At 61.5% G+C, this 26,843-nt stretch carries 27 protein-coding genes and 2 tRNA genes; 16 read left to right on the top strand and 13 right to left on the bottom strand.

Annotation, left to right across the window (positions count from 1 at the left end; all coding sequences use genetic code 11):
- Positions 1-72: 72 nt before the first annotated feature.
- The gene (gene ftsY, locus RAN89_RS17530; RefSeq protein ID WP_313867497.1) at positions 73-1,269 is read right to left on the bottom strand and encodes a signal recognition particle-docking protein FtsY; all 1,197 of its coding nucleotides are present in this window, start codon (positions 1,267-1,269) and stop codon (positions 73-75) included.
- Between the two features lie 28 nt (positions 1,270-1,297).
- Here ftsY and RAN89_RS17525 point away from each other — a divergent pair, with 28 nt between their 5' ends.
- From RAN89_RS17525 to RAN89_RS17500, 6 genes are read left to right on the top strand one after another with little or no spacing between them, the layout of a single operon-like run.
- On the top strand, positions 1,298-2,779 hold the full coding sequence (locus RAN89_RS17525; RefSeq protein ID WP_428984467.1) for a M16 family metallopeptidase: 1,482 nt from the start codon (positions 1,298-1,300) through the stop codon (positions 2,777-2,779).
- A 24-nt stretch (positions 2,780-2,803) separates the two neighbouring features.
- Entirely contained in the window at positions 2,804-4,156 is a 1,353-nt protein-coding gene (locus RAN89_RS17520; RefSeq protein ID WP_313867496.1) for a M16 family metallopeptidase, read from the top strand.
- A gap of 28 nt (positions 4,157-4,184) precedes the next feature.
- Positions 4,185-4,814, top strand: coding sequence for a 16S rRNA (guanine(966)-N(2))-methyltransferase RsmD (rsmD, locus tag RAN89_RS17515; protein ID WP_313867495.1), 630 nt, complete (start codon positions 4,185-4,187; stop codon positions 4,812-4,814).
- A 40-nt stretch (positions 4,815-4,854) separates the two neighbouring features.
- Positions 4,855-5,343 (top strand): pantetheine-phosphate adenylyltransferase, encoded by a 489-nt coding sequence (gene coaD, locus RAN89_RS17510; protein WP_313867494.1) that lies wholly within the window; start codon positions 4,855-4,857, stop codon positions 5,341-5,343.
- A 17-nt stretch (positions 5,344-5,360) separates the two neighbouring features.
- Positions 5,361-5,801 (top strand): universal stress protein, encoded by a 441-nt coding sequence (locus RAN89_RS17505; protein WP_313867493.1) that lies wholly within the window; start codon positions 5,361-5,363, stop codon positions 5,799-5,801.
- A gap of 44 nt (positions 5,802-5,845) precedes the next feature.
- A complete protein-coding gene (locus RAN89_RS17500; RefSeq protein ID WP_313867492.1) occupies positions 5,846-6,109 on the top strand; it encodes a YfhL family 4Fe-4S dicluster ferredoxin in 264 nt (87 codons plus the stop codon).
- 25 nt (positions 6,110-6,134) lie between these two features.
- Here RAN89_RS17500 and RAN89_RS17495 read toward each other — a convergent pair whose 3' ends face one another.
- The 8 genes from RAN89_RS17495 to RAN89_RS17460 all read right to left on the bottom strand — a co-directional run bounded on the left by RAN89_RS17495 (position 6,135) and on the right by RAN89_RS17460 (position 12,364).
- A complete protein-coding gene (locus tag RAN89_RS17495; protein ID WP_313867491.1) occupies positions 6,135-6,551 on the bottom strand; it encodes a hypothetical protein in 417 nt (138 codons plus the stop codon).
- Between the two features lie 30 nt (positions 6,552-6,581).
- On the bottom strand, positions 6,582-7,265 hold the full coding sequence (gene pth, locus RAN89_RS17490) for an aminoacyl-tRNA hydrolase (protein WP_313867490.1): 684 nt from the start codon (positions 7,263-7,265) through the stop codon (positions 6,582-6,584).
- A 100-nt stretch (positions 7,266-7,365) separates the two neighbouring features.
- Positions 7,366-7,989, bottom strand: a complete 624-nt coding sequence (locus tag RAN89_RS17485; protein WP_313867489.1) for a 50S ribosomal protein L25/general stress protein Ctc — start codon at positions 7,987-7,989, stop codon at positions 7,366-7,368.
- 99 nt (positions 7,990-8,088) lie between these two features.
- Positions 8,089-9,051: a ribose-phosphate pyrophosphokinase gene (locus RAN89_RS17480; RefSeq protein ID WP_087494859.1), complete on the bottom strand. Its 963-nt coding sequence runs from the start codon at positions 9,049-9,051 to the stop codon at positions 8,089-8,091.
- A 79-nt stretch (positions 9,052-9,130) separates the two neighbouring features.
- A tRNA-Gln gene (locus RAN89_RS17475) sits at positions 9,131-9,207 on the bottom strand.
- Positions 9,208-9,221: 14 nt separating this feature from the next.
- The gene (gene ispE / locus RAN89_RS17470; RefSeq protein WP_313867488.1) at positions 9,222-10,097 is read right to left on the bottom strand and encodes a 4-(cytidine 5'-diphospho)-2-C-methyl-D-erythritol kinase; all 876 of its coding nucleotides are present in this window, start codon (positions 10,095-10,097) and stop codon (positions 9,222-9,224) included.
- Between the two features lie 33 nt (positions 10,098-10,130).
- On the bottom strand, positions 10,131-10,628 hold the full coding sequence (locus RAN89_RS17465; RefSeq protein WP_313867487.1) for a lipoprotein insertase outer membrane protein LolB: 498 nt from the start codon (positions 10,626-10,628) through the stop codon (positions 10,131-10,133).
- A complete protein-coding gene (locus RAN89_RS17460; RefSeq protein WP_313867486.1) occupies positions 10,625-12,364 on the bottom strand; it encodes a tetratricopeptide repeat protein in 1,740 nt (579 codons plus the stop codon). The genes RAN89_RS17465 and RAN89_RS17460 overlap by 4 nt, the downstream gene beginning before the upstream one ends.
- Before the next feature lie 39 nt (positions 12,365-12,403).
- On the opposite strand from RAN89_RS17460, the gene mutM reads away from it, so the two are divergent.
- From mutM to mutY, 3 genes are read left to right on the top strand one after another with little or no spacing between them, the layout of a single operon-like run.
- Entirely contained in the window at positions 12,404-13,219 is an 816-nt protein-coding gene (mutM, locus tag RAN89_RS17455) for a bifunctional DNA-formamidopyrimidine glycosylase/DNA-(apurinic or apyrimidinic site) lyase (RefSeq protein ID WP_313867485.1), read from the top strand.
- Positions 13,220-13,262: 43 nt separating this feature from the next.
- Positions 13,263-15,224, top strand: a complete 1,962-nt coding sequence (locus tag RAN89_RS17450) for a dynamin family protein (RefSeq protein ID WP_313867484.1) — start codon at positions 13,263-13,265, stop codon at positions 15,222-15,224.
- A gap of 2 nt (positions 15,225-15,226) precedes the next feature.
- A complete protein-coding gene (gene mutY, locus RAN89_RS17445) occupies positions 15,227-16,291 on the top strand; it encodes an A/G-specific adenine glycosylase (protein WP_313867483.1) in 1,065 nt (354 codons plus the stop codon).
- Between the two features lie 162 nt (positions 16,292-16,453).
- On the opposite strand, the gene rapZ is transcribed toward mutY, so the two are convergent.
- Genes rapZ through RAN89_RS17430 form a run of 3 tightly spaced genes read right to left on the bottom strand, consistent with a single transcriptional unit; the run spans position 16,454 to position 19,926 of the window.
- Complete coding sequence (rapZ, locus tag RAN89_RS17440; protein ID WP_428984510.1) at positions 16,454-17,326, bottom strand: RNase adapter RapZ; 873 nt, start codon at positions 17,324-17,326, stop codon at positions 16,454-16,456.
- Positions 17,327-17,359: 33 nt separating this feature from the next.
- The gene (gene recN / locus RAN89_RS17435) at positions 17,360-19,009 is read right to left on the bottom strand and encodes a DNA repair protein RecN (RefSeq protein ID WP_313867481.1); all 1,650 of its coding nucleotides are present in this window, start codon (positions 19,007-19,009) and stop codon (positions 17,360-17,362) included.
- 20 nt (positions 19,010-19,029) lie between these two features.
- Positions 19,030-19,926 carry an NAD kinase gene (locus tag RAN89_RS17430; RefSeq protein ID WP_313867480.1) on the bottom strand — a complete coding sequence of 299 codons (897 nt, stop codon included), beginning with the start codon at positions 19,924-19,926 and terminating at the stop codon, positions 19,030-19,032.
- A gap of 40 nt (positions 19,927-19,966) precedes the next feature.
- Between RAN89_RS17430 and hrcA the strand changes: the two genes are divergently transcribed.
- From hrcA to RAN89_RS17405, 5 genes are all read left to right on the top strand, one after another.
- Positions 19,967-20,971 carry a heat-inducible transcriptional repressor HrcA gene (gene hrcA / locus RAN89_RS17425; protein WP_313869430.1) on the top strand — a complete coding sequence of 335 codons (1,005 nt, stop codon included), beginning with the start codon at positions 19,967-19,969 and terminating at the stop codon, positions 20,969-20,971.
- A gap of 34 nt (positions 20,972-21,005) precedes the next feature.
- Positions 21,006-21,082: transfer RNA gene (locus RAN89_RS17420), tRNA-Ile, on the top strand.
- A 129-nt stretch (positions 21,083-21,211) separates the two neighbouring features.
- Positions 21,212-21,580, top strand: coding sequence for a winged helix-turn-helix domain-containing protein (locus RAN89_RS17415; protein WP_313867479.1), 369 nt, complete (start codon positions 21,212-21,214; stop codon positions 21,578-21,580).
- A 280-nt stretch (positions 21,581-21,860) separates the two neighbouring features.
- Positions 21,861-22,472 carry a hypothetical protein gene (locus tag RAN89_RS17410; RefSeq protein WP_313867478.1) on the top strand — a complete coding sequence of 204 codons (612 nt, stop codon included), beginning with the start codon at positions 21,861-21,863 and terminating at the stop codon, positions 22,470-22,472.
- Positions 22,473-22,584: 112 nt separating this feature from the next.
- On the top strand, positions 22,585-22,998 hold the full coding sequence (locus tag RAN89_RS17405) for a globin family protein (protein WP_313867477.1): 414 nt from the start codon (positions 22,585-22,587) through the stop codon (positions 22,996-22,998).
- 460 nt (positions 22,999-23,458) lie between these two features.
- Here RAN89_RS17405 and RAN89_RS17400 read toward each other — a convergent pair whose 3' ends face one another.
- On the bottom strand, positions 23,459-24,127 hold the full coding sequence (locus RAN89_RS17400) for an SPOR domain-containing protein (protein ID WP_313867476.1): 669 nt from the start codon (positions 24,125-24,127) through the stop codon (positions 23,459-23,461).
- A 199-nt stretch (positions 24,128-24,326) separates the two neighbouring features.
- Here RAN89_RS17400 and RAN89_RS17395 point away from each other — a divergent pair, with 199 nt between their 5' ends.
- Together RAN89_RS17395 and RAN89_RS17390 are read left to right on the top strand one after the other, a co-directional pair.
- Complete coding sequence (locus RAN89_RS17395) at positions 24,327-24,713, top strand: translational machinery protein (protein WP_313867475.1); 387 nt, start codon at positions 24,327-24,329, stop codon at positions 24,711-24,713.
- Positions 24,714-24,795: 82 nt separating this feature from the next.
- Positions 24,796-26,754, top strand: a complete 1,959-nt coding sequence (locus tag RAN89_RS17390) for an AsmA family protein (protein ID WP_313867474.1) — start codon at positions 24,796-24,798, stop codon at positions 26,752-26,754.
- Positions 26,755-26,843 lie beyond the last annotated feature (89 nt).

The following is a 26,843-nucleotide window of genomic DNA, read 5'->3' as shown; positions in this document are numbered from 1 at the left end:
GGTTCCGGTTGTCCAAGGAAAACAATGGGTCGGACGATAAGCCCGTTTCTTACACCTTGCCCACGACGGGGCTTAAGCCAACAAGGCCTGCGCAAATTCCCGCGCGTTGAAGGTTTCCAGCTCGTCGAGCTTTTCGCCCACACCGATGAAGTACACCGGAATGGGCCGCTCGCGGGCGATGGCTGCGAGCACGCCGCCCTTGGCGGTGCCGTCGAGCTTGGTGACAATCAGGCCGGTAAGGCCTAGCGCGTCGTCAAATGCTTTGACCTGGGCCACGGCGTTCTGGCCGGTGTTGCCGTCGATGACCAGCAGCACTTCGTGCGGAGCCGTGCCGTCGGCTTTGCCGATGACGCGCTTGATCTTTTTCAGCTCTTCCATCAGGTGCAGTTGCGTAGGCAGGCGACCTGCGGTGTCGATGAGCACCACGTCCTTGCCGCGTGCCTTGCCGGCGGTCACCGAGTCATAGCTCACGGCAGCGGGGTCGCCGCCTTCCTGGCTCACGATTTCTACGGTGTTTCGGTCGGCCCACACGGTGAGTTGCTCGCGCGCAGCGGCGCGGAAGGTGTCGGCCGCGGCCAGCAACACGCTGGCGTTGCTGTCGGCGAGGTGCTTGGTCAGCTTGCCGATGCTGGTGGTTTTACCTGCACCGTTCACACCTGCCACCATGATGACGGTGGGCGTGTGCTCGCCGATCACCAGCGGCTTTTGCAGCGGCTGAAGCAGCTCGGTCAGCTCGGCGATCAGGATGTTCTTGAGGGCCGTCGGGTGGGTCACGCCGGTAGCCTTGACCTTTTTTCGCAGTGCGTCCGTCAACAACTGGGTGGCGGCCACGCCGGCGTCGGCCATCAGCAAGGCGCCTTCCAGGTCCTCATACAAGGCTTCATCGATCTGGCTGCCGCCGAACACGCCGGAGATGCTGCTGGCGGTTTTGCCCAGGCCCGCCTTGAGTTTGTCCAGCCACTTCTGGCGTTCGGGCGGCGTAGCCGGAGCCTCAGGAATTTCAATGGGCGCCACCAGCGCGCTGCCGATCAGCGAGCCGGAGCCCCAGCCGGTACTGGCGGGTGCCGCGTTCGCCGGTTCTGGTGCGGGCGGGGCGGGGGTAGAGCTGGGGGGGCTTGTGACCGACGCTGCGGGGGCGCTAACCGCTTCTGCTGGTGCATCGGAGGCCTGCGCCGGTACTTCGTCTGCTAAAGGTGCAACGGCTGGCGCTACCGCCTCAGAGGCCGGAGTGGACGAAGAAAGGAATTTCTTTTTGAAAAAACTGAACATGAGGGTGTTTCTAGAATCACAGCATTCTATGAAACACCCATTTCACCTGTCGGGCGCCCGCTGGGCCGCCCCGGTTTCCACGTTCGCGCTGGCCGCATCCCTCACCATTCCTTGTCTTCTACTGCCCCTGACAGCCTCGGCCGCTGAGGTGCAAACCACGCCGGCCGCCACGCTGGCGCAGCAGTTCACCCTGAAGAATGGGATGACGCTCATCGTCAAGCCCGACCGACGTGCCCCTACTGCAGTGCACATGGTGTGGGTGCGCGTGGGCTCCATGGACGAGGTGGACGGCACCAGCGGCGTGGCTCACCTGTTGGAGCACATGATGTTCAAAGGCACGCCTACGGTGAAGGCTGGCGATTTCTCGCGCAAGGTCGCCGCGCTGGGTGGCCGCGAAAATGCATTCACCAGCAAGGACTACACCGGTTACTTACAGCAGATTCCTTCAGCCAAGCTCGAAGACGTGATGCGCCTGGAGGCTGACCGCTTTGCCAACAACACTTGGACGGATGAAGTGTTTGCCAAAGAGCTGGAGGTGGTGAAAGAAGAACGCCGCCTGCGCACCGAAGACAAGCCTCATGCCCGTCTGCACGAGGCCATGGACGCGGTGATCTACCAGGCCGACCCCTACCGCCGCCCCATCGTGGGCTGGATGAGCGACCTGGAGAGCATGACCGCGGACGACGCCCGCGCCTTCTACCGCCGCTGGTACACGCCCACCAATGCTGCCGTGATCGTGGCCGGAGATGTGGATGTGGACGCCGTTCGCGTGCTGGCAGAAAGGTATTACGGCACCCTGCCGGTGCACGCCCTGCCGCAGCGCAAGCCGCGCACTGAGCCCGAGCAAACCGGGATGCGCCGCTTGGACTTCAAGGCGCCCGCTGAACAGGCCTATGTGGCACTCGCCTTCAAGGTGCCGGGCCTCCAACCTGCCGGTTTGCCTGCCACGGCGGCAGCTTCCACCGATGCGACCAGCGAGGATGCTCTGGCGCTCACGGTGCTGTCGGCAGTCCTTTCCGGCTACGACGGTGCCCGGCTGCCGCGCGCGCTGACGCTGTCGGACAAACCTGTGGCGGATGAAGCTGGCGCGTACTACGGGCTCACCGCCCGCGGCCCGCAGCTCTTTACGCTGTATGGCATACCAGCCGTAGGCAAAACGGCCACCGAGGTGGAGGCTGCATTGCGCGCCCAAGTGGCGCTGGTCGCCAAAGACGGTGTGACCGAGGCTGAACTCACCCGCGTCAAAAACCGCTGGGTAGCGGGCGAGGTCTACAAGCAAGACAGTGTGTTCAATCAGGCCCGCCTGCTGGGTGTGAGCTGGATCAATGGCTTCCCCTTGGGCGCGGACCAGCTGCTGCTGGAGCGCTTGCGCAGAGTGACAGCCGCGCAGGTGCAGGCGGTAGCCGCCAAGTACTTTGGGGATGACGCCCTGACCGTCGCCACCTTGCTGCCGCAGCCGGTGGACAGCACCCGCAAGCCCCGCGTCCCCGCGGTAGGCCTTCGCCATTGAACAGCGCTTCCAGCCATTGACTCCATGATTACTCCTAAATTCATAGCTGCTCGCGCACTATTGGTGTGCGCTAGCGCCTTGTTTGGCATGCATTCCGTGTGGGCGGGCATTCCCATCCAGCACTGGATGCAGCCCAGTGGTGTGCGTATCTACCTCGTTGAGAGCCCTGCCATTCCGATGGTGGATGTGCAGATCGATCTGGATGCCGGCGCCCGCCGCGACCCTATCGACAAGCCCGGCCTGGCCAACCTGATGGCTGCCAGCACCGCGAACGGCGTGCGCGCCAGCGGTGCCGGCCCTGCGCTGGACGAGCACCAGCTCAGCGAAGCCTGGGCGGACTTGGGCGCGTCTTTCGGCGGCAGCGCGAGTGCCGACCGCATGAGCTTTGGCCTGCGCTCCCTGACCTACCCGGACTTGTTGGACAAAGCCGTAGCGCTGGCCGCCCGCCAGTTGGGCGAGCCATCGTTCCCCGAAGCCCCTTGGCTGCGTGACCGCCCCAAGATGATTGCCAGCCTGAAGGAAGCCAACACCCGCCCCGCCACACTGGCCGCGCGTGCGTTCAGCCAGGCCGTGTACGGCAGCCACCCCTATGGCCGCGAGACGACCGAAGCCAGCCTGTTGCGGACGAATGTGGAAGACCTGCGTGCCTTGCACGCCAAGGTCCTGCGCGCCTGCGCGGCACAGGTCAGCATCGTGGGTGCGCTCAACCGTGCGCAGGCGGATGCACTGGTAGCCAAGCTGCTGGCCCGCCTGCCGCAAGGCGGCTGCACGGCGCAGCCGGCAGTGCCCGAGGTGGCTGCGCTGACGGCCGCGAGCGAGGTACGCATTCCGTTTGCATCGGCCCAGGCGCATGTGCTGGTGGGACAGCCGGGCTTCAAACGCAATGACCCGGATTTCTTTGCGCTCACGGTGGGCAACCACATCCTGGGCGGTGGCGGCTTTACCGCCCGCCTGACTGAAGAGGTGCGCGAGAAGCGGGGGCTCACCTATAGCGTGTACAGCTACTTTGCGCCCGGCATGCATGCAGGTGCCTTCACCATCGGCCTCCAAACGCGGCCTGACCAGGCGGAGCAAGCACTGACTTTGGTGCGCGAGGTGGTGACCAAGTTCGTGGAAGAGGGGCCGACTGAAAAAGAGCTGCAAGCTGCCAAAGACAACCTGATCGGCGGATTTGCCCTGCGCATCGACAGCAACAAGAAGCTGCTCGACAACGTGGCCAACATCGCCTGGAACGGCCTGCCGCTGGACTATCTGGACACTTGGACGCAGCAGGTCGAGCGCCTTACGGTGGCTGATGTCCGTGCGGCCATGGCCCGCACATTGCAGCCGAACCGCATGGCGACGGTAGTGCTGGGGGCGCCTGAGCCAAGCCGTTGAGGGTGGTGCATTCAGTTAAGCTCCTTGCATGAACGCCAAAGCCACCTCTTCACGCAGCGCTGCAGCTGCGCCCAAGCGCCCCGCGCGGCCCCGCGCCGGCCAGAGCCGCGAAATCCGGATCATCGGCGGGCTGTGGAAGCGCACCAAACTCAAAGTAGCCGACAAGCCCGGCCTGCGCCCCACGCCGGACCGGGTGCGCGAAACCGTGTTCAACTGGCTGGGGCAGGACATGACCGGCCTGCGGTGCCTGGACGCTTTTGCGGGCACCGGCGCCTTGGGTTTCGAGGCCGCGTCCCGTGGCGCGAAAGACGTGCTCATCATTGAGCAGGACGGCGCCCTGATCGAGCAGCTCAAGAAAACCCAGGCCCAACTGGGGGCGACTGCGCTGCACGTGCAGCGCGGGGACGGGGTGGCCGCGATCCGCCAGGCGGCACCGGGCAGCCTGGATGTGATTTTCATCGACCCGCCCTTTGACGCGCCGCTGTTTGAACCTGCGTTGGGCGCTTGCGCCCGTGCGTTGGCGCCTGAGGGCTGGGTGTATCTGGAGGCGCCCACTGCCTACACCGATGACACCCTGAGTGCTGTGGGGCTCAGTGTTCACCGCCACCTCAAGGCCGGTGCGGTGCATGCGCACCTGCTCAAGCACGCGCCTGCATAATTTCCGTCAACGCCTCACCGGCTTTTGAAACCCCTCCGCCATGCCCCAAGCTGTCATTGCCGTATTCCCCGGAACCTTTGATCCCATCACCTTGGGGCACCAGGATTTGATACGCCGCTCGTCCCGGATGTTTGGCACGGTGATTGTGGCGGTGGCTGCGGCGCACCACAAGAAAACCATGTTCAGCCTGGATGAGCGGTTGGAGATGGTGCGTGAAGTGTTTCAGCCCATCGACAATGTGCAGGTCGAAAGCTTCACCGGGTTGGTGCGTGATTTTGCGGTGGCGCACGGGGCCCGCGCGATGGTGCGCGGCGTGCGCTCGGTCACCGATTTTGACTACGAAGCGCAGCTGGCCGGCATGAACAAGGCCTTGGCGCCCGAGGTGGAAACCGTGTTTCTCACACCGGATTCGCGTTTTCAGTTTATTTCGAGTACGCTGGTCCGGGAAATTGCGACCCTGAAGGGCGATGTGGGCTCTTTCGTTGCGCCCGTAGTGCACACCCGCCTGATGGAAAAACTTTCCAACTAACTTCTCAGGAGGTCACCATGCGAGTCCTGCTACCGGTAGATGGTTCGGAGGTGTCGATGGGGGCTGTGCATCTGGCATTGCGCATGCATGGGAACGGCCTGCGCATGGAGGCTGTGTTGGCCAATGTGCAGGAGCCGGCCACGCTCTACGAGCTCCTGGTCATGCACGATCCCGAAGCGGTCGATCGCATCAGTGCCCAGGCGGGACTGGACGCCTTGGCACCGGCCCGTGCGTTACTGGATGCCGCAGGTTTGCAGTACGAGTGCGAAGTGGCAAAGGGGGATCCGGCCCACACCCTGGTTGAGATTTCGGAGCGCTTCGGTTGCGACATGGTGATCATGGGCGCGAGCGGCATGAGTGGCTTGCGCAGCGCCATGTTGGGTTCAGTGTCCAACGAAGTGCTGCACGCCAGCGGGGTGCCAGTGGTGATCGTCAAGCCCGACTCTTCGGAAGGGTGATCTCGGCCTGCAGGCGATAATCAGGCCATGGAGCGTGTACTGCTGTGGCACTGTTAATCACCGACGAATGCATCAATTGCGATGTGTGTGAACCCGAATGCCCGAACGAGGCGATTTATCTGGGTGAGCAGATTTACGAAATTGATCCGCACAAGTGCACGGAATGTGTGGGCCACTTCGACGAGCCCCAGTGCGTGCAAGTCTGTCCTGTGGCCTGCATTCCGGTGAACCCGGAGTTTGTGGAAAACAAGGAAACGCTGATGCAAAAGTACCTGCGCCTGCAGGCGGCAGCCGGCAAGCCTGCCTGACTTTGGTGCGATCCGCTGCCCAGTGTCAGGGCTTGGCCGCCGGTGCTTCTTTGGCGGTAAAAAATTCGGGCGGTTTCTTGTTCTTCAGAGGTGCTTGTGTGCTCACCGCGGCGCCGGTGGCACCTTTGGCAGCTTTCGTTTTTTCTTCCTCGATGGCCTTGAGTTCTGCCTGATGGCGCTTCAGGGCTTCAGCCTCTTGCGCCAGCCGGGCTTTTTCCATGGCCTTGGCCGCTTCCATTTGTCGCTTGTTCTCTTTGTCAACCGCTTGCCTGCGGGCCGCTGCGGACGTGGCGTTGGGGGAGGTGGTGTCCAGGGTTTTGTCTCCTCCGCATGGCGTCTGGCTGTAGGTGTTGCCACAGCGATAGACTTTTTGGCCGCTGGCTCCGGTGGACAGTGCGCAAGCAGCTATAAAAGATATAGCAATCAATAGACGTTGGTGCATGGCTGGTCTCCGGAGTGGGTGGTGGGGCGTTCAGGCGGCGGGGGGAGAAGGTGGTGTCACTGCCGAAGGCGCTTCCGATGCGGGCGATGGGATAGATTCGGCCGCGGTTGGCGCAGGCGGGCGAGGGGGTTTGGGGCGTGGTGGTTTGCTGGTGTGGATCAGCATGGTGGCTTTGTCCATTTCGCCGGCAAGCAGGTGGGGCAAGGCCTTGAGCGATCGGTCAATGCTTTGGTCGATGGCAATGCGGTGGTCCAGCGAGGGCTTTTTCAACACCCAATGCACCACCTCTGACTTGACGCCGGGGTGGCCCACGCCAAGGCGCAGTCGCCAGTAGTCGCCGGTGCCCAGTTGGGCATGGATGTCGCGCAGGCCGTTGTGGCCAGCGTGGCTGCCGCCGAACTTGAGCTTGGCCTCGCCGGGCACCACATCGAGCTCGTCGTGCGCTACCAGAATTTCTTCCGGTTTGATCTTGAAGAAGCGGGCCAATGCGGCTACGGACTTGCCTGACAGGTTCATAAAGGTTTGCGGTTCCAGCAGCCAGACGGCTTCGCCCTTGATGGTGGTGCGTGCCACGAGGCCGTGATAGCCACGGTCCATCACCAGGTTGACTTTGAGTTCACGCGCCAGTGCATCTACCCACCAGAAGCCTGCGTTATGACGGGTTCCGTCGTACTCGGGGCCGGGGTTGCCCAGGCCGACAAACAGTTTGATCATGCGGAAAATTATGGCTTACAAAACATCAGGCGCTTGAGGGCGCAAAGCAAAACGGCCCACCGAAGTGGGCCGTTTCAAGGCGATCAACGCTGGGCGTGAATTACTTCTTGCCTTTTTTGCCCTTGGCATCCGCAGCAGGAGCGGCAACAGGAGCTGCCACTTCTTCCACCGGAGCCACCACGGACACAACCACGGGGTTGGGTTTGCCGTGGGTCACAGCAACGGTGCCCTTGGGCAGAACCAGATCGTTCACGTGCAGGGATTTGCCCTTCACCAAGCCGCTCAGGTCCACAGCGATGAACTCAGGCAGATCTGCAGGCAAGCATGCCACTTCCAGTTCAGTGATGACGTGATTGATCAAGCAAGCGTCGGTCTTCACGGCAGGAGAGTTTTCCTGACCGCTGAAGTGCAAAGGCACCCGCATGCTGAGCTTGGTGTTGGCTTCCACGCGTTGGAAATCGATGTGCAGAACCAGTTGCTTGTAGGGGTGCACTTGCACGTCACGCAACAGGACCTTGCTTTCCTTGCCGTTCAGTTCCATGTCCAGGATGGTGGAGTGGAAAGCTTCTTTCTTGAGGGCGTGCCACAAAGCGTTGTGGTCCAGTTCGATCAAGAGAGGTTCGCCGGTGCCACCGTAAACGATGCCAGGTGTACGACCAGTAATGCGGAGACGGCGGCTCGCACCCGTGCCCTGCTTAGCGCGCTCAAAAGCGACAAATTTCATATCTAACTCCAAAAAAGAGTCCACCGCGACCAGTGTGACTCCGACAGTAAAAGACGCCTCTGGCCGAAACCTGCAGCGTCCGCTTTTTGTACCGGGTGATTACTCGGTAAACAAACTCATGACCGAATCTCCCTTGGCGATACGCTGGATCGTATCGGCGATCAGCGGGGCCACGGAGAGTTGGCGAATCTTGCTGCACTGCGCGGCGGCAGCGCTCAAAGGAATGGTGTTGGTCACCACGACTTCGTCGAGAGCATCGCCACCGGCGATACGCTCAATGGCCGGGCCGGAGAAGATGGGGTGTGTGCAATAGGCATACACCTTCTTCGCGCCGCGGGCCTTCAATACTTCAGCGGCTTTCACCAGGGTGCCTGCGGTGTCGATCATGTCATCCATGATCACGCAGTTGCGGCCTTCGATTTCGCCGATCACGTGCATGACTTCAGACACGTTGGCCTTGGGGCGACGCTTGTCGATGATGGCCATGTCGCAGTTCAATTGCTTGGCCAGCGCACGGGCACGCACCACACCGCCGACGTCAGGCGACACCACGATCAAATCGCTGTAATTCTTCTGGCGCAAATCGCCCAGCAGTACGGGGGACGCATAAATGTTGTCCACCGGAATATCAAAGAAGCCCTGGATCTGGTCAGCGTGCAAATCCATGGTCAGCACGCGGTCCACACCCACGGCTTGCAGCATGTTCGCTACCACTTTGGCAGTGATGGGCACGCGGGCAGAGCGGGGACGACGGTCCTGGCGGGCATACCCAAAGTAAGGAATCACTGCGCTGATACGTTCAGCAGAGGCACGCTTGAGCGCGTCCACCATGATCAGCAGTTCCATCAGGTTTTCGTTGGTGGGCGCGCAAGTGCTTTGAACCACAAACACATCACGGGCACGCACGTTCTGGTTGATCTCGACGGTAACTTCACCATCGGAGAAGCGGCCGACACTGGCGGCGCCCAGAGAAATGCCAAGGTGCTTGGCAATGTCTTCAGCCATGCCGGGGTTGGCATTGCCGGTGAAAACCATGAAATCAGGGGGGGTGAATGCCTGCATGTGGGGTGGTCCAGCGAAGAGATTGGGTTTATTTCGTCACAGATCGCATGCTGCATCGGGACCGGCCCGAACAGCAATTTGGCAGGGGAAGAAGGATTCGAACCTTCGCATGCTGGAATCAAAATCCAGTGCCTTAACCAACTTGGCGACTCCCCTACACGGGTTGATAGCTAAACGCTACCCACCGATAAACCGTCGCTGGGTGCCCATCCCTGAAGGGGGTGAACATCCAAACTGCTGCACACTTTGACTTCAAAGTTGCTTGGCACATCATCCAGATTGATGTCTTGGTTGAGGTGCGCAAAAACTGCGCTTCCTGAACCCGTCATCCGACCGCTTAAGCCTTTGGAATCCAGCCACTGAAGGGCTTGATGAACCTCGGGGCATAGCGTCTGGGCTATGGCCTGCAAGTCGTTTCGGGTTTGACTCAATGTCTTATCGAAAGTGTGTGCAGCGAAGCCATAGATTGTAGCGCACTCTGAGTCCCGTTTCAAGTTTGGATCAGAAAAAATTCTTTTCGTCTCCAATCCGGCGTCCGGTTTGACCACCAGCCAACGCGAAACCGGTATCTCTATAGGAGTGAGTTTCTCTCCGATACCTTCCACCCAGGCATTGCGCCCGCCCAAAAAGAATGGCACATCAGCGCCCAGTTGCAGGCCGATTTTGGCGAGCGCCTCCAAGGGCAGTTTGAGGTTCCAGAGCCGGTTCAATGCGAGCAGCGTCGATGCCGCATCGGATGAGCCGCCACCCATGCCGGCTTGGGCGGGGATGGACTTGTGAATGGCGATATGTGCACCTGCAGTGCAGCCGGTCGCTTGCTGCAAGGCGCGCGCGGCGCGGACCACCAGGTCGTCTTCCGGCAGGGCCCAGGTCAAATCTTCGCGGCTGACTTGTCCGTCGCTGCGTTGACTGAAGTGCAGGGTGTCGCACCAGTCAATCAACATGAAGGGCGATTGCAGCAGGTGGTAGCCATCGTCGCGGCGGCCCACGATATGGAGAAACAGGTTGAGCTTGGCGGGGGCGGGAATGTCGTAGAGCGACTGCATGCCCGCGATTATCAATGCAGCGCTTGTGCGACCTCAGCGCTGCAGCACGATACGCAAATCCACCGCGGGAAATGCGCCCGCTGCTCGGGCGGCTTGCAAGCGACCTTGCTCCAGCCGGCTCAGGTCCACGGTCCAACCGGGGACCTCGGTGGCTTGGCCGTTCAGCCAGTCAAACAGGGCCCGCACTGGCAGTTCGGCGCCAGTCGCTTGCTGCGCCAAGGCAGCAAGGGAGTCGAAATGGCGGGTTTCGCCGTCAGCCAGGAGCGTGGCAACGCCCGGTGCCCATTGCAGGCGCGCGGCGGCGGTGCCCAGGGGGGTGAAGAACACCAGCAGACCGCTTTGCGGACTGCCGCCCAGCTCAAAGTCGGCGCTGAAGGCTTGAGGCGGTTCGGTTTGCACCTTGAGTGCCAGACGACCGTTCCATTGAGCTTCTGCAGGAAAAGCGCCATTGGCGCCCGTCCTGTGTGCGCAACCAGCTATAAAAGATGTAGCAACCAGCGCCAGGGCACTGGTAAAACGCCTGCGCTTCATAGCGAAGGGTTCAAGCGCTTGATGGTTTCCAGAAGCGTTTCGTTGTCTTTTTGCTGCTCCAGGCCCTGGCGCCATACCTTATTGGCGGCATCGCGTTGCCCGGAGACCCAGAGCACCTCGCCCAAGTGAGCTGCAATCTCTGCATCCTGCCGTTTGGCAAAAGCTTGTTCCAAAAGACGCTTGGCTTCTGCCAGATTGCCGCTGCGATATTCCACCCAAGCCAAGCTGTCCACGATGAAGGGATCACCGGGGGCGAACTCCAGCGCTTTGAGAATCAGTTGGCGGGCCTCCGGCAGGCGCATGTTGCGGTCCGCCAGCGAGTAGCCCAGCGCGTTGTAGGCGTGGTGGTAATCCGGTGCTTTGCTGATGAGCTGTCGCAACAGGCGTTCCATCTCGTCGATGCGGCCCAGCTTTTCGGCCACCATGGCCTGGTCATAGGCAAAGGTGGTGTCATCCGGATAGGTTTTGACGGCCTTGCCCAACAGGGCGTAGGCCTCGTCCATTTTTTTGTATTCCCGCAGCAGCTGTATTTCGGTGGCCAGCTTGGTACGGGCGTCATCCGCTTGCAGCTCGGGCGAAGTGCGGATCACCATGAGCGCATCGTCCAGCTTGCCTTGGCGGGCCAGGAGCATGGCGCGGCGGGTGTTCACCCGAAGAGCGTCCTGGGGGCTCTTGATGCGTTGCAGGTAGGCATTGGCTTCATCGGCTTTGCCGTTCTGCTCCGCAATCTGCGCCAGCAGCAGGTAGGCCTGCACGGCACCGCGGCCGGTTTCTGATTCGTCGCTGCTGTCCTGCTCAGCGGGCAGCAGGCTCAAGTACTTTTTGAGCGACTTTTCCGCCACGGTGTTTCCGCGGTCTTGCAGCTCCAGGGAACCTCGCACCAGCCAGGCATCCGGGAATTCGGGCTTCTGCTGGTTCAGCACCTTCATTTGCTCCAGCGCTTCGGAATAGCGTTGCGCACCTATCAGGGTGCGGCCATAGGCCATGCGGATTTCGGGAATGGCTTTGCCAGCCAGGTATTTGCGCACGACCGCTTCAGCGGCGGGCGTCTTGGCTTCCATCAGGTTCAGGGCCAATATGGCGGGCTCATCCGCGGAGCTGTCGAGCGCCGCACCGCGCTGGGCGGCATCCAGTGCGCCGGCCGTGTTGCCAGCGCCAAACCGCATTACGCCTACAGCGGCCCAAGCGGCAGGGCCGTAATTGCTGGTCGGCAGGTCTGCCGCCAGTGCTTGCTCCACCACGTTGGCGGCCAATGCTTTGTCCGTCACCCGGGGGAAGTAGCGGGGAATCTGGTTGATCGCGGTCACCCGTTCCTTGCCCGTTAACCCCTGCAGTTCGCGCTTGAGGGGGTCCGCAATTTCGGCAAGGCGGTTGGTGCCAATCAATATCTGCAGCACATAGCGGTTCGGTTCTTTGGCGGTCGGGTAGGCACGCTGCCAGGCACGTGCCGCTTCGATGGCAAATTCGGCGCTACGGGCCCGCAAACCCAGCTCAACCGCACGCTCATACAACTTGACCGAGCCCGAGCGCCGGGCAGCGTCGAGCGTGAGCGAGAAAGCATTCGCCTCGTCACCATCGAGTGCGCTCATCTCTGCCTGAAGGATCTGGTACATCAGCCGTGCATCGAGGTCGGAATTGACGATCACCGGCGCGGGTGTTGCCGCCATGGCGGGAGCGATGGGGGCGAGTCCGGCCAGCAGGGCGGCCAGGGTAATGAGGCGTGGGGTACGGTGCATCGGACCATAATAATCCAAGCCCCAATACCGAGAGTCCCCATGCCTGAATTGCCCGAAGTCGAAGTGACCCGCCGGAGTTTTGCCGACCGCATCACCGGCGCCACCATTCAGGGCGTGCGCATGGGCAAACCCCTGCGCTGGCCCTTGCAATGTGAGCCGGCAGTGTTGGTCGGCATGCGGGTGCGTGGCGTGCGGCGCCGGGGCAAGTATTTGCTGATCGACCTGAGCGACGGCTTGCTGCTGGTGCACCTGGGCATGTCAGGCTCGGTCATCTTTGACCGCCACTTGCCGCCCGCCGGCTTGCATGACCACTTTGACATGGTGACGGACCTGGGCACCCTGCGCCTGCACGACCCCCGCCGCTTCGGAGCGGTGGTGTTTGCGGCAGGCGAGTCTGACCCGGTTGCGCAAAAGCTGCTGGGCCACCTGGGTGTGGAGCCGCTGGGCGATGGTTTTGACCCCGCCGCCTTTCTGGCCGGCCTGCGCCAGCGCAAAGCGCCTATCAAACAGGTGTTGCTGGCCGGCGAGGTGGTGGTCGGGGTGGGCAATATTTACGCATCGGAGGCCTTGTTTCTCGCCGGCATACGCCCCACCAGCCCGGCCAACAGCATCAGCAAACCAAGGGTGGCCAAGCTCCATGCGGCGGTCAAAGACGTGCTCAGCCGCGCGGTAGAGAAGGGCGGCAGCACCCTGCGGGATTTTTCCAATGCCAATGGCGAAAGCGGGTACTTCCAGCTCGAAGCCAATGTCTACGGCCGCGAGGGCGCGCCTTGTCGTGTGTGCGCCACACCGGTACGCGCCATCCGGCAGGGCCAGCGCTCCACTTACTACTGCATGGTTTGCCAGAAGCGCTAAGAGAGGGGCGCGGTGCTATATTGGCCGATTCTCGGGGGACTACGTGGCTACTTCATTCAACGAACAGTTTGACCAACACGGTACATGGCGGCGCGAATTCGCCCTGCGCCTGAAGTTACTGGCGGAATGGCTCAAAGACCACGAGTTACTGGACGCCGGTGTGGAGGAGCGCCTGTTGCGCCTGGAAACCCAGCTGCGCTCAGACAAGGTGATGGTGGCCTTTGTGGCCGAGTTCTCGCGCGGCAAATCCGAGATGATCAATGCCCTGTTCTTCGCAGGTTACGGCCGGCGCATCATGCCGGCCAGCGCAGGCCGCACCACCATGTGCCCTACCGAAATGGGCTACGACGCTGATGTGCCCCCCTGCCTGCGCCTGCTCCCCATCGAAACCCGCCTGCAACCCCAGGCCCTGATGGAATGGCGCATGGCCCCCGAAAAATGGGCTCGCATCGACCTCGATGTGAACAATCCCATGCAGTTGGCCAAGGCCCTGGAAAAAGTGGCCGAAACCCGCAAGGTCACGCAAGACGAAGCCCGTGCATTGGGCTTCTGGCATGCGCAAGCCCCCGAGGACAACCCCATGGTGGACGCGCAGGGCATGGTCGAGGTGCCGCGCTGGCGCCATGCGCTTATCAACATCGCCCATCCGTTGCTCAAGCAAGGGTTGGTGATTCTGGATACCCCGGGCCTGAACGCCATCGGCGCCGAGCCGGAGCTGACCGTCAGCCTGATTCCGCAGGCCCATGCGGTGGTGTTCATGCTGGGTGCGGACACCGGTGTCACCAAATCCGACCTCTCCATTTGGCGCGAGCACCTGATTACCGAGTCCACCGACCCCGATGCGCGCTTGGTGGTGCTCAACAAGATCGACACGCTGTGGGACGCCCTCAGCACCCCGGCCCAGATCCAGACCCAGATTGACCGCCAGCGCACCAGCACGGCCGACATTCTGGGTATTCCCAAAGAGCGGGTGATTGCCGTCTCCGCCCAGAAGGGCCTGGTCGCCAAGGTCACCGAAGACGACGTTCTGCTGCGCCAGAGCTGCCTGCCGGTGCTCGAGGACGTACTCGGCCACGGCATGATGGGCAAGCGCCAGAAGATCCTGGCCTCGGCCATGAAAGGCGGCATCACCGACCTGCGCGGCGAGACCGGCCGCGTCATCAACATCCGCAAGCGCGACCTGACCGAGCAGATGCTGGAGCTGCAAAGCCTGCAGGGCAAAAACGCCAACGTCATCAAGCACATGCGCAACCGCATCTCGCAAGAGCAGGCGGAGTTTGACCAGGGCGGCGCCAAAATCCATGCGGTGCGATCGGTACACCTGCGCCTGCTGCGCGATGTGTTCAACATCCTGGGCGCCTCGGTGCTCAAGAAGGAAATGGCTTTGCTCAGCGACACCTTGCTGCAAAAAGGCCTGAAGCTGGGCGTCAAGCGCGCCTACAGCGAAACCTTTGACCGCTTGCGCGGCAACCTGCAGCGCGTGCAAAGCCTGTGCGCCGAAATCCAGAGCATGCTGGAGGCCAGCTTTACCTCGTTGAATGCCGAATACGGCTTCTCGCTGCAGCCGCCGGTGGAGCCCGACATGGCCCGCTTCTCGGCAGACGTGGACACCGTGGAGCGCAACCATCTGCAGTACCTCGGCTTGGGCAATGCCTTCAAGCTGGCCCAGCCCGAGTTTGCCGACCGCCTGGTGCGCGCGCTTTCCACCCGCCTGCGTAACATCCATGAGGCCGCGCTGGCCGATGTGGAGCTGTGGAGTAAATCGGCCGCTGCCCAGCTGGACGCCCAATTGCGCGAACGCCGCCGCAACTTCGCCCGCCGCATCGAGGCGATAGACCGCATCTCGCAAGCTGCTGGGGGACTGGAAGACCGCATCAACGAGATCAACCAGCAAAGCAACGCCCTCAACGAGATGGACGCCAAACTCATGGAGCTCACGTCCTACCTGGTGGCCGCCCAGCAAAGCGCCAAACCCGCTACCAAAGTCGACGTGGAACTGGTCTGAGCGTGGCGCCGAGCAGTTTCGCCACCGCCGTGGTGCGCTGGCAGGCGCAGCACGGCCGCAACAGCCTGCCCTGGCAAAACACCCAAGACCCGTACCGCGTGTGGCTGTCGGAAATCATGCTGCAGCAGACACAGGTGGCCACCGTCATCGGCTACTTCGACCGCTTTCTGGCCCGCTGCCCCACGGTGGCAGACCTGGCCGCCGCCAGCAGTGACGAGGTCATGGGCCTCTGGAGTGGCTTGGGCTACTACAGCCGCGCCCGCAACCTGCACCGCTGCGCCCAACTGGTCATGGAGCTGCATGGCGGCGCCTTCCCGCGCGATGCGGCCACGCTGGTCACCCTGCCCGGCATAGGCCGCTCCACCGCCGCGGCGATTGCCTCGCTGTGTTTTGGCGAGCGCGTGGCCATCATGGATGCCAATGTGAAGCGGGTACTCACCCGCGTGCTGGGCTTTGATGCGGATTTGGCGTTAGCTAGCAACGAACGCGCCTTGTGGGACCGCGCCACCACCTTGCTGCCCACTGAGGCCGAAGTGGCCGCCGAAGGCCCGCGCGTGATGCCGCGCTACACGCAAGGCATGATGGATTTGGGCGCCTCGCTATGCAGCCCCAAAAAGCCCAGCTGCCTGCTTTGTCCGGTAAACAGCCAATGCGCTGCCGCCCAGGCGGGTGACGCCGAACGCTACCCCGTGCGCACCCGCAAGCTCAAGCGCAGCAGCCAGAGCCTGTGGCTGCTGTGGTTGAAGCGGGATGACGGCGCCGTTTGGCTCAGCAAGCGCCCCACACCCGGTGTGTGGGCAGGCTTGCAGTGCTTCCCGCTGTTTGAGAGCGAAGACGCCTTGCGCGCTGCGCTGCCGCCGGCGTTTGCTGCCGACTTGCGGTTTATGCCTGCAGTGACCCATGTGCTCACGCACAAAGACCTTTTTTTGCACCCGGCGCATGTGGAATGTGCGCGAGCAGCTACTGATTTGATAGCAAAAAGTTTGGGCGATGGCGCCTGGTTCACACCTGCCGAGTGGGCTGCAGCAGGATTGCCGGCACCGGTGCGAAAGCTGTTGAAAGGCTAAACCCGCCGCCGGGCCGTCCCAAGGCGGGTTAGCCCCCTTGGGGGGCAGCGACCCGCGTAGCGGAGGAGCGTGGGGGCATCAACCCGCCGCCGGGCCGTCCCAAGGCGGGTTAGCCCCCTTGGGGGGCAGCGACCCGCGCAGCGGCGGAGCGTGGGGGCTTGCCTAGTCCCTCGCGTCCATCTCGCGGTGCCGCTTGAGCGTCACCCACTCGCCGCTAAAGCGCTTGGCCAGTTGCTCCACCAGGTACACCGAGCGGTGCTGCCCGCCGGTGCAGCCTATGGCCACGGTCACGTAGCTGCGGTGGTCGCGGGCCAGGGCGTCCAGCCAGCTTTCCAGAAAGTGGGCGATGTGGTGCTGCATCAGCTCCACCGCCTCCTGGGCTTTCAGGAAGTCGATCACCGGCTGGTCGCGCCCGGTCAGATGTTTGAGCTCGGGGTCGTAGTGCGGGTTGGGCAGCATGCGCACGTCGAACATGTAGTCCGCATCGGTGGGCACGCCGCGCTTGAACGCAAAGGACTCAAACACCAGCGTCAGCTGTCCGCCGGGCGCGGCAATCATGGCCTTCACGTAGCCTTGCAGCTGCGAGGGGCGGATGATGCTGCTGTCAATCACATGGGCCTGCTCGCGCAGGTCGGCCAGCAGCTCGCGCTCCAGTTCAATGGCGTCTACCAATGCACGGCGCTCGTCGCGCTCGCCGTGGTCGGAGGTGCCTTGTGACAGTGGGTGCTTGCGCCTTGTTTCGGAATAGCGGCGCACCAGCGTGTCGGTGGTGGCGTCCAAAAACAAAGGTTTGACCACCACTCCCAGCGCACGCACGGCAGCCAACTGCTGGGGCACCAAGGGCAGGGAGGTGGCACTGCGCACATCCATGGCAATGGCCACGCGCTGCGCGTTGTGCTGGCGCTCCAGCTCCACAAAGGGCAGCAGCAGCTCGGGCGGCAGGTTGTCCACGCAGTAAAAGCCCGCGTCTTCCAGCGCGTTGAGCGCCACCGACTTGCCCGAGCCAGACATGCCGGTGATGAGCACGATCTCCATGGGCACTGACGAAGGGGGGGGCATGTCGCTCATTTACAGGCCTGAATCCAGCATTTCTTTGGCATGCGCCAGCGTAGTGCCCGAAAGCTTTTCCCCACCCAGCATGCGGGCAATTTCGGCCACGCGCTGCTCGCCGCCTACAGGGGCCACGGTGCTCAGGGTGGCGCTGCCTTGCAGCTGCTTGGACACCACCAAGTGGTGGTGCGCGCAGGCGGCCACCTGGGGCAGGTGGGTCACGGCCAGCACCTGGCGGTCGCTGCCCAGCTGCTGCATGAGGCGGCCCACGGTCTCGGCCACTGCGCCACCCACGCCGGAATCCACCTCGTCAAATATCAAGGTCTGGGCGGTGCCCAAGCGGCTGGTGGTCACCGCAATGGCCAGCGCGATGCGCGACAACTCGCCGCCCGACGCCACCTTGCCCACCGGGCGCGGTGTGCTGCCCGCATGGCCGGCAGCCAGAAACTGCACGTCTTCCAAGCCGCTGGCTTGGGGCTGGGCCAAAGGCTCCAGCGCCACCTCAAACCGGCCACCTTGCATGCCCAGCCCTTGCATGGCTTGGGTGATGCTTTGGGCCAGCAGGGGCGCGGCCTTGGCGCGTTGTTTGGAGAGGGCTTTGGCCTCCGCCATGAAGGCGGCCTGGGCCTTGCGCTCTTTGGCCTGCAGGCCGTCCAGGTCGGCAGCGGCGTCCAGCTGGGCCAGCTCGGTTTTCCAGCTCGCCCACAACTCGGCCAGCTCCTCGGGCGGGCGCTTGTAGCGGCGCGCCAAGCTCACCCAGAGCGACATGCGTTCGTCCAGTTCGGCCAAGCGCTCCGGGTCCAGCTCGGCACGGCGGGCATAGCTGCGCAGGCTGTGCACCGTGTCTTCTATCTGCGCGACGCTGGAGTTCAGGGCCTCAATGGCATCTTTGAACTCGGCTTCCAGGTGCGACTGGGCTTGCAGCAGCTGCAGGGCAGCGTGCAGCGGGGCCAGCGCGTTGGTGTCTTCGTCTTCCAGCAGGTTGACGGCGCCTTGGGCTGCATCAATCAGCGCCTGCCCGTTGGCCAGGCGGCTGTGGCTGGCGTTGAGCTCGGGCCACTCGTCGGTTCCGGGGTTGAGCTTGTCGACCTCGCCAACCTGCCAGGCCAGGCGCTCGCGCTCGCGCTGCAGGCTGTCTTGTGCGGCTTGGGCTTGGGCAAGAGCTTGTTGGGTCTGGCGCCAGCTGGCCCACAGGCCGCTCAAAGCGCTGGTGTCCACCTTGGCATAGGCGTCCAACAGGCCGCGCACAGCCTCGGGCCGGGTCAGGCTTTGCCAAGCGTGCTGGCCGTGAATGTCCAGCAGCTGCTCGCCGATGGTGCGCAGCTGCTGCGCGGTGGCGGGGCTGCCATTGACCCAGGCGCGGCTTTTGCCCTGCGTGTCCACGGTGCGGCGTAGCAGCAGGGTGTCGCCACTTTCAAATCCGGCTTCGTCCAGTACCGCTTGCAGGCCTGGTGCGTTGTCAAATTCGGCGCTCACGTCAGTGCGGGCCGCGCCTTCGCGGATCACGCCGGTGTCGGCGCGCGCGCCGGTGACGAGCTGCAGCGCATCAATCAGAATGGATTTGCCCGCGCCGGTTTCACCTGTCAGCACCGAAAAGCCGGATTCGAGGTCCAGCTCCAGCTCGCTGACGATCACAAAGTCTCTGAGAACAATTCGCTTGAGTGCCATGTGTTCACTTTTGGTGGCGCTTACGCCACCCCTTCATTCCAATGCATCTTCTGGCGCAGGGTGTCAAAGTAGGTCCAGCCCTTGGGGTGCAAAAAGCGCACCTTGTGCTGCGAGCGGGTCACCTCAATGCGGTCGCCGTGCATCAGGCTGGCCAGGCTTTGCATGTCAAAGTTGGCGCTGGCATCGCGCCCCGCTACTATTTCGATAGCTATCCGCGCACTATCGGCGAGCGCTATAGGCCTATTTGATAAGGTATGTGGCGCAATCGGCACCATCACCCACGCGGCGATCGAGGGGTGCAACAGCGGCCCGCCGGCCGACATGGCGTAGGCGGTGGAACCCGTGGGCGAGGCGATGATCAGCCCGTCCGCCCGCTGGTTGGCCACAAAGTGCCCGTCCACCTCCACCCGCAACTCCACCATGCCGGAGGTGGCGCCGCGGTTGACCACCACGTCGTTCATGGCCTCGGCCTCAAACACGCAGTGGCCGTCGCGCATGACGCGGGCGCGCATCAGGGCGCGGTCGTCCACCTCGTAGTGGCCGGCCAGCATGGGGGCCAGCGTGGTTGTGTATTGCTCGAAGCGGATGTCGGTAATAAACCCCAGCCGCCCGGAGTTGATGCCGATCAGCGGCACCTGGTAGCGCGCCAGCTGGCGGCCTATGCCCAGCATGGTGCCGTCGCCACCCACCACCAGGGCCAGGTCGCAGTGGGTGCCAATGCCGTCCACATCCAGCGTGGTGTAGTTGCTCAGGCCCGTGTTGGCGGCGGTGTCGGCCTCGATCACCACCTCGCAGCCCTGGTCCATCAAATAATGGGCAATCTCGTCCAGCGATTTGCGGGACGAGGCCCCCGCAGCGCTGGTGCCGGTGGTTTGGTACTTGCCGATCAGAGCGACATGCCTAAATTGGGACAACATGCGCAAATTAGACACTAAATAGGTTACTAAAATGACCGGCATGCTCGATGAACGTTCCAAGATGTTGATGAAGGCGCTCGTAGAGCGCTATATCGCCGATGGACAGCCCGTCGGTAGCCGCACGCTCTCCAAAGAGTCCGGCCTCGACCTCTCGCCCGCCACCATCCGCAACGTCATGTCGGACCTTGAGGACTTGGGCCTCATCGTCAGCCCCCACACTTCGGCCGGGCGCATTCCCACCGCGCGCGGATATCGCCTGTTTGTGGACACCATGCTCACCGTGCAGCAGGGCCACATGGCCGCGCACAGCCTGGCGCCCGACCAGCCGCAAAAAGTCATCAGCAACGCGGCGAACCTGCTCTCCAACCTCTCGCAGTTTGTGGGTGTGGTGATTGCTCCGCGCCGCACATCGGCTTTCCGGCACATTGAGTTTTTGCGCCTCTCGGAGCGGCGGCTGTTGGTCATCATCGTGGCGCCTGATGGCGATGTGCAAAACCGCGTCATCTACACCGAGGTGGACTACACCCAAAGCCAACTGGCCGAGGCGGCCAACTTTCTCAACAGCAACTACATGGGGCTGGAGATCGAGCAAGTGCGCCTGCGCCTGCAAGGCGAGGTGGAAAGCCTGCGCGGCGAAATTGCCGCCCTCATGCAAGCGGCGGTGAACGCCAGCTCGGAAGTGATTTCCGAGGCGCAAGACGAAGTGGTGATCTCGGGTGAGCGCAACCTGCTGTCAGTGTCTGACTTTTCGAGCGACATGGGCCACCTGCGCCGCGCGTTTGAACTGTTTGAGCAAAAAGCCCAGCTCATGCGCCTGCTGGACGTGACCGGCCAGGCTGAAGGTGTGCGCATCTTCATAGGCGGCGAGAGCCAGGTGGTGCCGTTTGAAGACCTGTCCATCGTCAGCAGCCCTTACGAGGTGGACGGCAAAGTGGTCGGCACGCTGGGTGTGATCGGCCCCACCCGCATGGCGTATGACCGCATGATCCAGATCGTGGACATCACCTCCAAACTGGTGAGCAACGCCCTGAGCCACCACAAATAACCCTCTGCGGCCGGCTACAATCTGCGGTTCGGTTGGGGCGTTAGCTCAGTTGGTTAGAGCAGAGGACTCATAATCCTTTGGTCGAGTGTTCAAGTCACTCACGCCCTACCACTAATTTTTTTAAGAGCCTGCGTGTCAATTGGTCCGCAGGCTTTTTTGTTGGTCTTTTGTACTCGGCCAGCGCTGGCGGTTAACAGCCCGAATCTGGTGATTTGACGGCCTTGACATTACACTCGGCCTATGTCGAAGCAACCCTCACAGAGCAGTGTTTACCTCAAGTTTTTGAATTTGATGGATGCTTTGCGTGAAATGCCGACATTCCCGTCTATCGACTCTACCGAGGAAAGACTGTTGCACCAGTTGGAGTCAGCGTGGATGGCGGGTAAACAAGTGACCGTGCTGGAGGCCATGCAGTTGGATGCAGAGACTTCTCCTGCGACCATTCATCGGCGCCTGAAGTCCCTGCGAAAGAAGGGAATCATTACTCTCACCGTTGATGAGCGGGACAACCGTATCAAGTACGTCTCGGGAACAGAGCTTGCCAAGGAGTACTTCGCGCAACTCAATACTGCATTGCTGACCGCTACCAAAGGAATGCAAACTGATTAAAGAGTGAGAAGAATTACCCGGGTATTTGTGAAAAATTTCGGTTTCCGTTTAAATTCCATACTTTGATGAAAATTATTTTTTCGTGATAAGTGTGATTTAGTATTTGGTCCGTGTATAGTTCTGTAGTTCGATTGCGGAAAGTCTGCTGCTGACTAAGCACATCAGCAGGTACCTTGTTTATTCTCCGATCAGCAGCCACCCATGAGGTGGCTTTTTTTCGAATTCCGCATAGAGCACTAGACGGGACTTTCGGGGCTGCGACGCGACTGTGTCGGTCTCGGTGGATCTTCGTGAAAGAGATACAAACGACAAAGGGCTTATCGCAATGATTGGAAATGATCAAAAATACGGCGGACTTTTTGTGTCCTACGCAGCGGCGGCGACCCTTGTCTACTACGGCACATATATCTTCAATGGCTGGTTTTTCTCTTCTGTAAAGATCGCGCCATACGTTAGCCTGATCTATCTTCCTGCTGCTGTGCGAATGTTGTTTGCTCTGGTGCTCGGCCTGCCTGCGGCAATTGGCATGGCCTTGGGTACTTTGCTGATCATCTATACGACCCAAGGCGCGTGGACTGTGGTTTGGTATGAAGCGATTCCGGTTTCCATCATCTCAGGATTTTCCCCACTCGTCGCTGTAGCTGTAGGAGTACGTTGGTTGAGGCTGCCATCAGATCTTCGGGGGCTCAAACCCTCTCACTTAATGCAGTTCACCTTGCTGGGTGCTCTTTGCAACTCCATCCCGACCAATGGCTTCTATTGGCTCGCTGGAAATTTGGACACACCCCTTCCGGCTATGGCGCAAATGTTTGTTGGTGATGTACTCGGGACCCTGCTCGTGCTTTGGTTGGCTTCGACTGTTTTGAAAGTTTTGGTCCCCAAAAAGGGCTGATCAAGTACCGCTCTACGGAGCGGTTTTTTTCTTGACAATGATTGTCAATTTGCAAATAATTCGCAAAACTTAGCAGTTTTAAATCAACTGAAAGAAGCGAATTGGAGAATACATGCCAGAAGATTCCATAGAGGTCATTCAGAGTGGATGGCGTCGAAGCAAAGGCGTTGGCGCGGTACTTGGAGCCGTCTTCTATCGGAACCTGCTGAGCATCAATGCTCAATTGAGACCCATCATCACAAGCGGCATGCAGGCCCAACACGATCTGCTATTAAATGACTTATTGGACGACGTTGTGGATGCCTTGAACGATCAAGCCAGACTGAAGGCAGTTCTAACAAAACTCCGTGGAATGTTCTGGTTTGGCAACAACAGTGAAAGGCCGTTTGAGGACATCGGTTCGGCGATTCTCATGACGCTGGAGCAGGTTCTGGCAGATGACTTTACGTATCAGATGGGAACCGCCAGACGTGCCGTCGAGGAACGATTAAGAGAACTGAAAAAAACGGGTGAGTGGGTCGGTTGATGCACTTTACATGGCACGTAATTGCAAAACGAACCCTACATCCTGAGGCGCTAGGTCCCGATCAAGAGAGCTTTTTTTTCAAGCCGCATGGAAGCCCCCAAAAAAACCTAGCTCGGAGCCCAAAGCCAAGCCTCCCAAAAACAATCCAAAAAACTAGAGCCTATGAAATGCAAAACTTGTAGAAGTTTAGTGAGGACCACCGCCGGACGGTGTCATGTTTGCGGTGCGTCAATACAGTCAGTTAGTGCAGAGCACAAAGAATCAGAAGGTGACATCGAAGTCATTGACTGCCAACCTGGTGGATTCTCTTTCGTCAAGCATGGCACCCTCTTCGCATGTGCCTTTATCGTGCTTTTGGTGGTGCAGATAATCTGGTACTGACCGACCCACAACTGGTTCGTCGTGTAGAGGTGCGATGGGTTACTGGATGAATCTCAGCCAGCGGCCAAGTTACATCACCTCAGTGCTGAAACACCACCGCTTCCAGTTTCATTCCCTTGATCTTCTCGGCCGCAGCATCGGCCAGGGCCTTGCTCAGGTAGGGGCCCACGCGCACGCGGGTGAGGCGGCCTTTTTTGCTCTTCACGACATCGGTGAACACGGGCATTTCGGCCTTCTCCAGGGTGCTGAAGGCGTTGGTGCCGTTGGTGGGCACGGCAAACAAACCTACGTTGATATAGAAGCCGGGCACCAGGTCGCCGCCGCTGGACTTGGGTGCTGCTGCTTTGGCGCTGGCTTTGTGGTCCGCGCCTGCATGGGCAACGGCTTTTTCCTTGCCCTTGCCTTTACCTTTGGCAGGTGCTTTGGCGGCCATGGCGGGTTCGGGCGGTGCCATCACAGGTGTGGACTTCATGACCGGCTGGGGCTCCAGCGGCGCGGTGTCTGCAGTGCTCACGGGCACGGGGGCCGGGCTGGGCTTGGGCGCTTCTTCCGCTACCACAGGCGGTGCGGGTGGGGGCGCCACAGCTTGGGCAGCAGGCGGGGGCGGTGCGTCGTCAGAACCCCACGTCAGTGCCTTGGGCCAGATGGCGCAGCCGGAAAGCGCGCTGGCCAGCAGGCCGGCGGCCAGCAGGGTGCGGCCGGTGCGCAGGGTGTGAGGGGCCATGGGCAGGTGGGGCACAGAAGACATAGGACTGCTGCTTTCTCGTTAAAACGGGGTCATGGGGTGACTGCTGCACCGCATGCACGGGGCGTGCCGGCGCAATCCTCAAAATGTACTGTATGTAAAGCATGGTTCCACCGTCTGCGTGCAGCTTGACCCAGCGCAACACCTGCGGCCGCCAGCGGCCTACGCTGGGGGTGTTGTTCAACACACAGAAAGAAACACCATGTCGCATTACCACGCAGTTGTCTGGTTGGATCATTCGGAGGCGCACGTCATGCACATTGCGCCGGACGATGTGGAGGCTTCCATCGTGCGGCCCAAGCACCCGCATTCGCATGTGCACGCCAAGAGCGGCGTAGTGGGCTCGGGCAAGGCAGCCGAAGACAAGCAGTACTTCCACGCCATTGCCGAGGCGCTCAAGGGCGCTGAAGAAATTTTGGTGGTGGGCCCCGCGCAGGCCAAGCTGCAGCTCATCAAGCACTTGCACAGCCACGACCCGCAGGTGGGCAACAAGGTAGTGGGTGTGGAAAGCATAGACCACCCCACCGACGCTCAGCTGGTGGCCTACGCCCGCAAGTACTTCATCACCAAAGCCCCGATACTGGCCTGAAGCCCTGCCGCACCGACGCGGCTCACCCGCTCCCCCTAGAATGGCCGCGCACCATGGTGGTGGTTGGCATAAAGGGGTAGGCATGAAAGCGCTTCGCATAGTCGGGTGGGTGGTTCTGGCGGTGGTGGGCCTGTTGGCCGTGGCGGTGGGCGCCTTGTTTGCGCTGTTTGACGGCGACAAGATCAAGGCCGAAATCAGTCGCACCGTGCTGGAGCAAAAGCAGCGCACGCTGGTGATTGCGGGCAAGCCCCAGCTCTCGGTGTGGCCGGATGTGGGCATTCAGCTTGACGGGGTCACCCTCTCGGAGCGGGGCAGCAGCACCGAGTTTGCGGCCCTGCAGTCGGCCCGCGTGTCGGTGGCGGTGATGCCGCTGCTGAGCAAACAAGTGCAGGTGCGCGCCCTCGACGTAACCGGCCTCAAGGCCACCCTCATCAAGCGCAAAGACGGCAGCCTGAACATTGCCGACCTGCTGGGCGACCCAAGCGCCCAGCCCGCACCAGCCAATGCACCTGCGCAGCCGGCAGAGCCCCTCAAAATTGACGTGGCCGCCATTCGCATTGCCGACGCCCAGCTCACCTGGCGCGACGAGCAGGCTGGCAGCACCACCAACATCAACAACCTGAGCCTCTCTACCGGCCATTTGCAGGCGGACACGGGCGCCAAAACGGCCAATATCGAAAAACTGAGCCTCGCCATCAAAGGCCAGGCCGGGGCCGACGGCTTTAGCCTCGCGCTGGACGCGCCCAAGCTGGCCTTGTCGCCCGCCCGCTCCAGCGGCGAGGCGGTCACCCTGAGTGCGGGTGTGCAGGGCAGTGGCCGCAGCGCAATGCTGAAGCTGGTGCTCAGTGGGGTGGAGGGCAATGCCGACGCCATCCGCATCAGCAAGCTCACCGGCAGCCTGGACCTGGCCCACCCCGACATGCCCATGAAGCAGCTCAGCCTACCGCTGAATGGCAGTCTGCAAGTGAACCTGGCGCAGCAAAGCGCGGCCTTGGCGCTGGCCACGAAGTTTGATGAATCCAACATCGCCACCAAGCTCAACGTGGCCAGGTTCGCACCCCTGTCGCTGGGCTTTGATCTGGACATTGACCAGCTGAACGTGGACAAATACCTGCCGCCCAAACCTGCGGGCGAAGCACCGGCCAAAGAGGCAGCGGGCAAAGAAGCACCCATCAACCTGGCCGCACTCAAAGGGCCCACGGTGCAGGGCAACATCCGCATCGGCAGCCTGCAGGTGGCCAAGCTCAAGCTCGCGCAAATCAACGCCAAGCTGGCGCTGGCCGGTGGCAAGCTCGATGTGGCGCCGCTGAGCATGAAGCTCTATGAGGGCAGCACCAGCGGTAGCGTGTCGGTAAACGCCAGTGGCAACCAGATGGCCCTGCGCCAGAACCTGCAGGGCGTGAGCATCAACCCGCTGATGAAAGACCTGCTGGACAAAGACATGCTCGAAGGCCGCGGCAACATCACGCTGGACGTAAACACCCGCGGCGAAACGGTGAGCGCATTCAAAAAGGCGCTGGATGGTAGCGCGGCGCTGGCGCTCAAAGATGGCGCCATCAAGGGGATTAACCTTGCGCAAAGTCTGCGCGATGTAAAAGCCAAGCTCGGCCAGGCGGACAGCACCCAGGCAGCCAATGCGAGCCAGAAAACCGACTTCTCGGAGCTGACTGCCAGTTTCAAAATCGCCAACGGCGTAGCCCGCAATGACGACCTGAGCATGAAGTCCCCCTTCATCCGGCTGGGTGGTGCAGGCGACATCGATGTGGGTGCGGGCCAGATGAATTACCTGGCCAAAGCCACGATGGTGGCCAGCGGCGAAGGGCAGGGCGGCAAAGACGCCAACCAACTCAAAGGCCTGACCGTGCCGGTGCGCCTGAGCGGCCCGTTTGAGGCGCTGAGCTACAAGATCGAATTCGGCGCCATGCTGGAAGACGCCACCAAGGCCAAGGTGGAAGAGAAAAAGCAGGAGATCAAAACCAAGGTCGAAGACGCCGTGAAAGACAAGGCCAAAGACCTGTTCAAGGGCTTGCTGGGAAAATAAGGAGCGCGTAGTGGGTTGGTTTTGCTCCTTATTTAGGAGCTGCCCGCGCATATTCCACGGGCGCTAGATGCCGATTTGACACTCAACCC

This window comes from Rhodoferax mekongensis (genome assembly GCF_032191775.1).
Lineage (GTDB): Bacteria > Pseudomonadota > Gammaproteobacteria > Burkholderiales > Burkholderiaceae_C > Allorhodoferax > Allorhodoferax mekongensis.
This window is presented reverse-complemented; position numbering and strand designations above follow the sequence as displayed.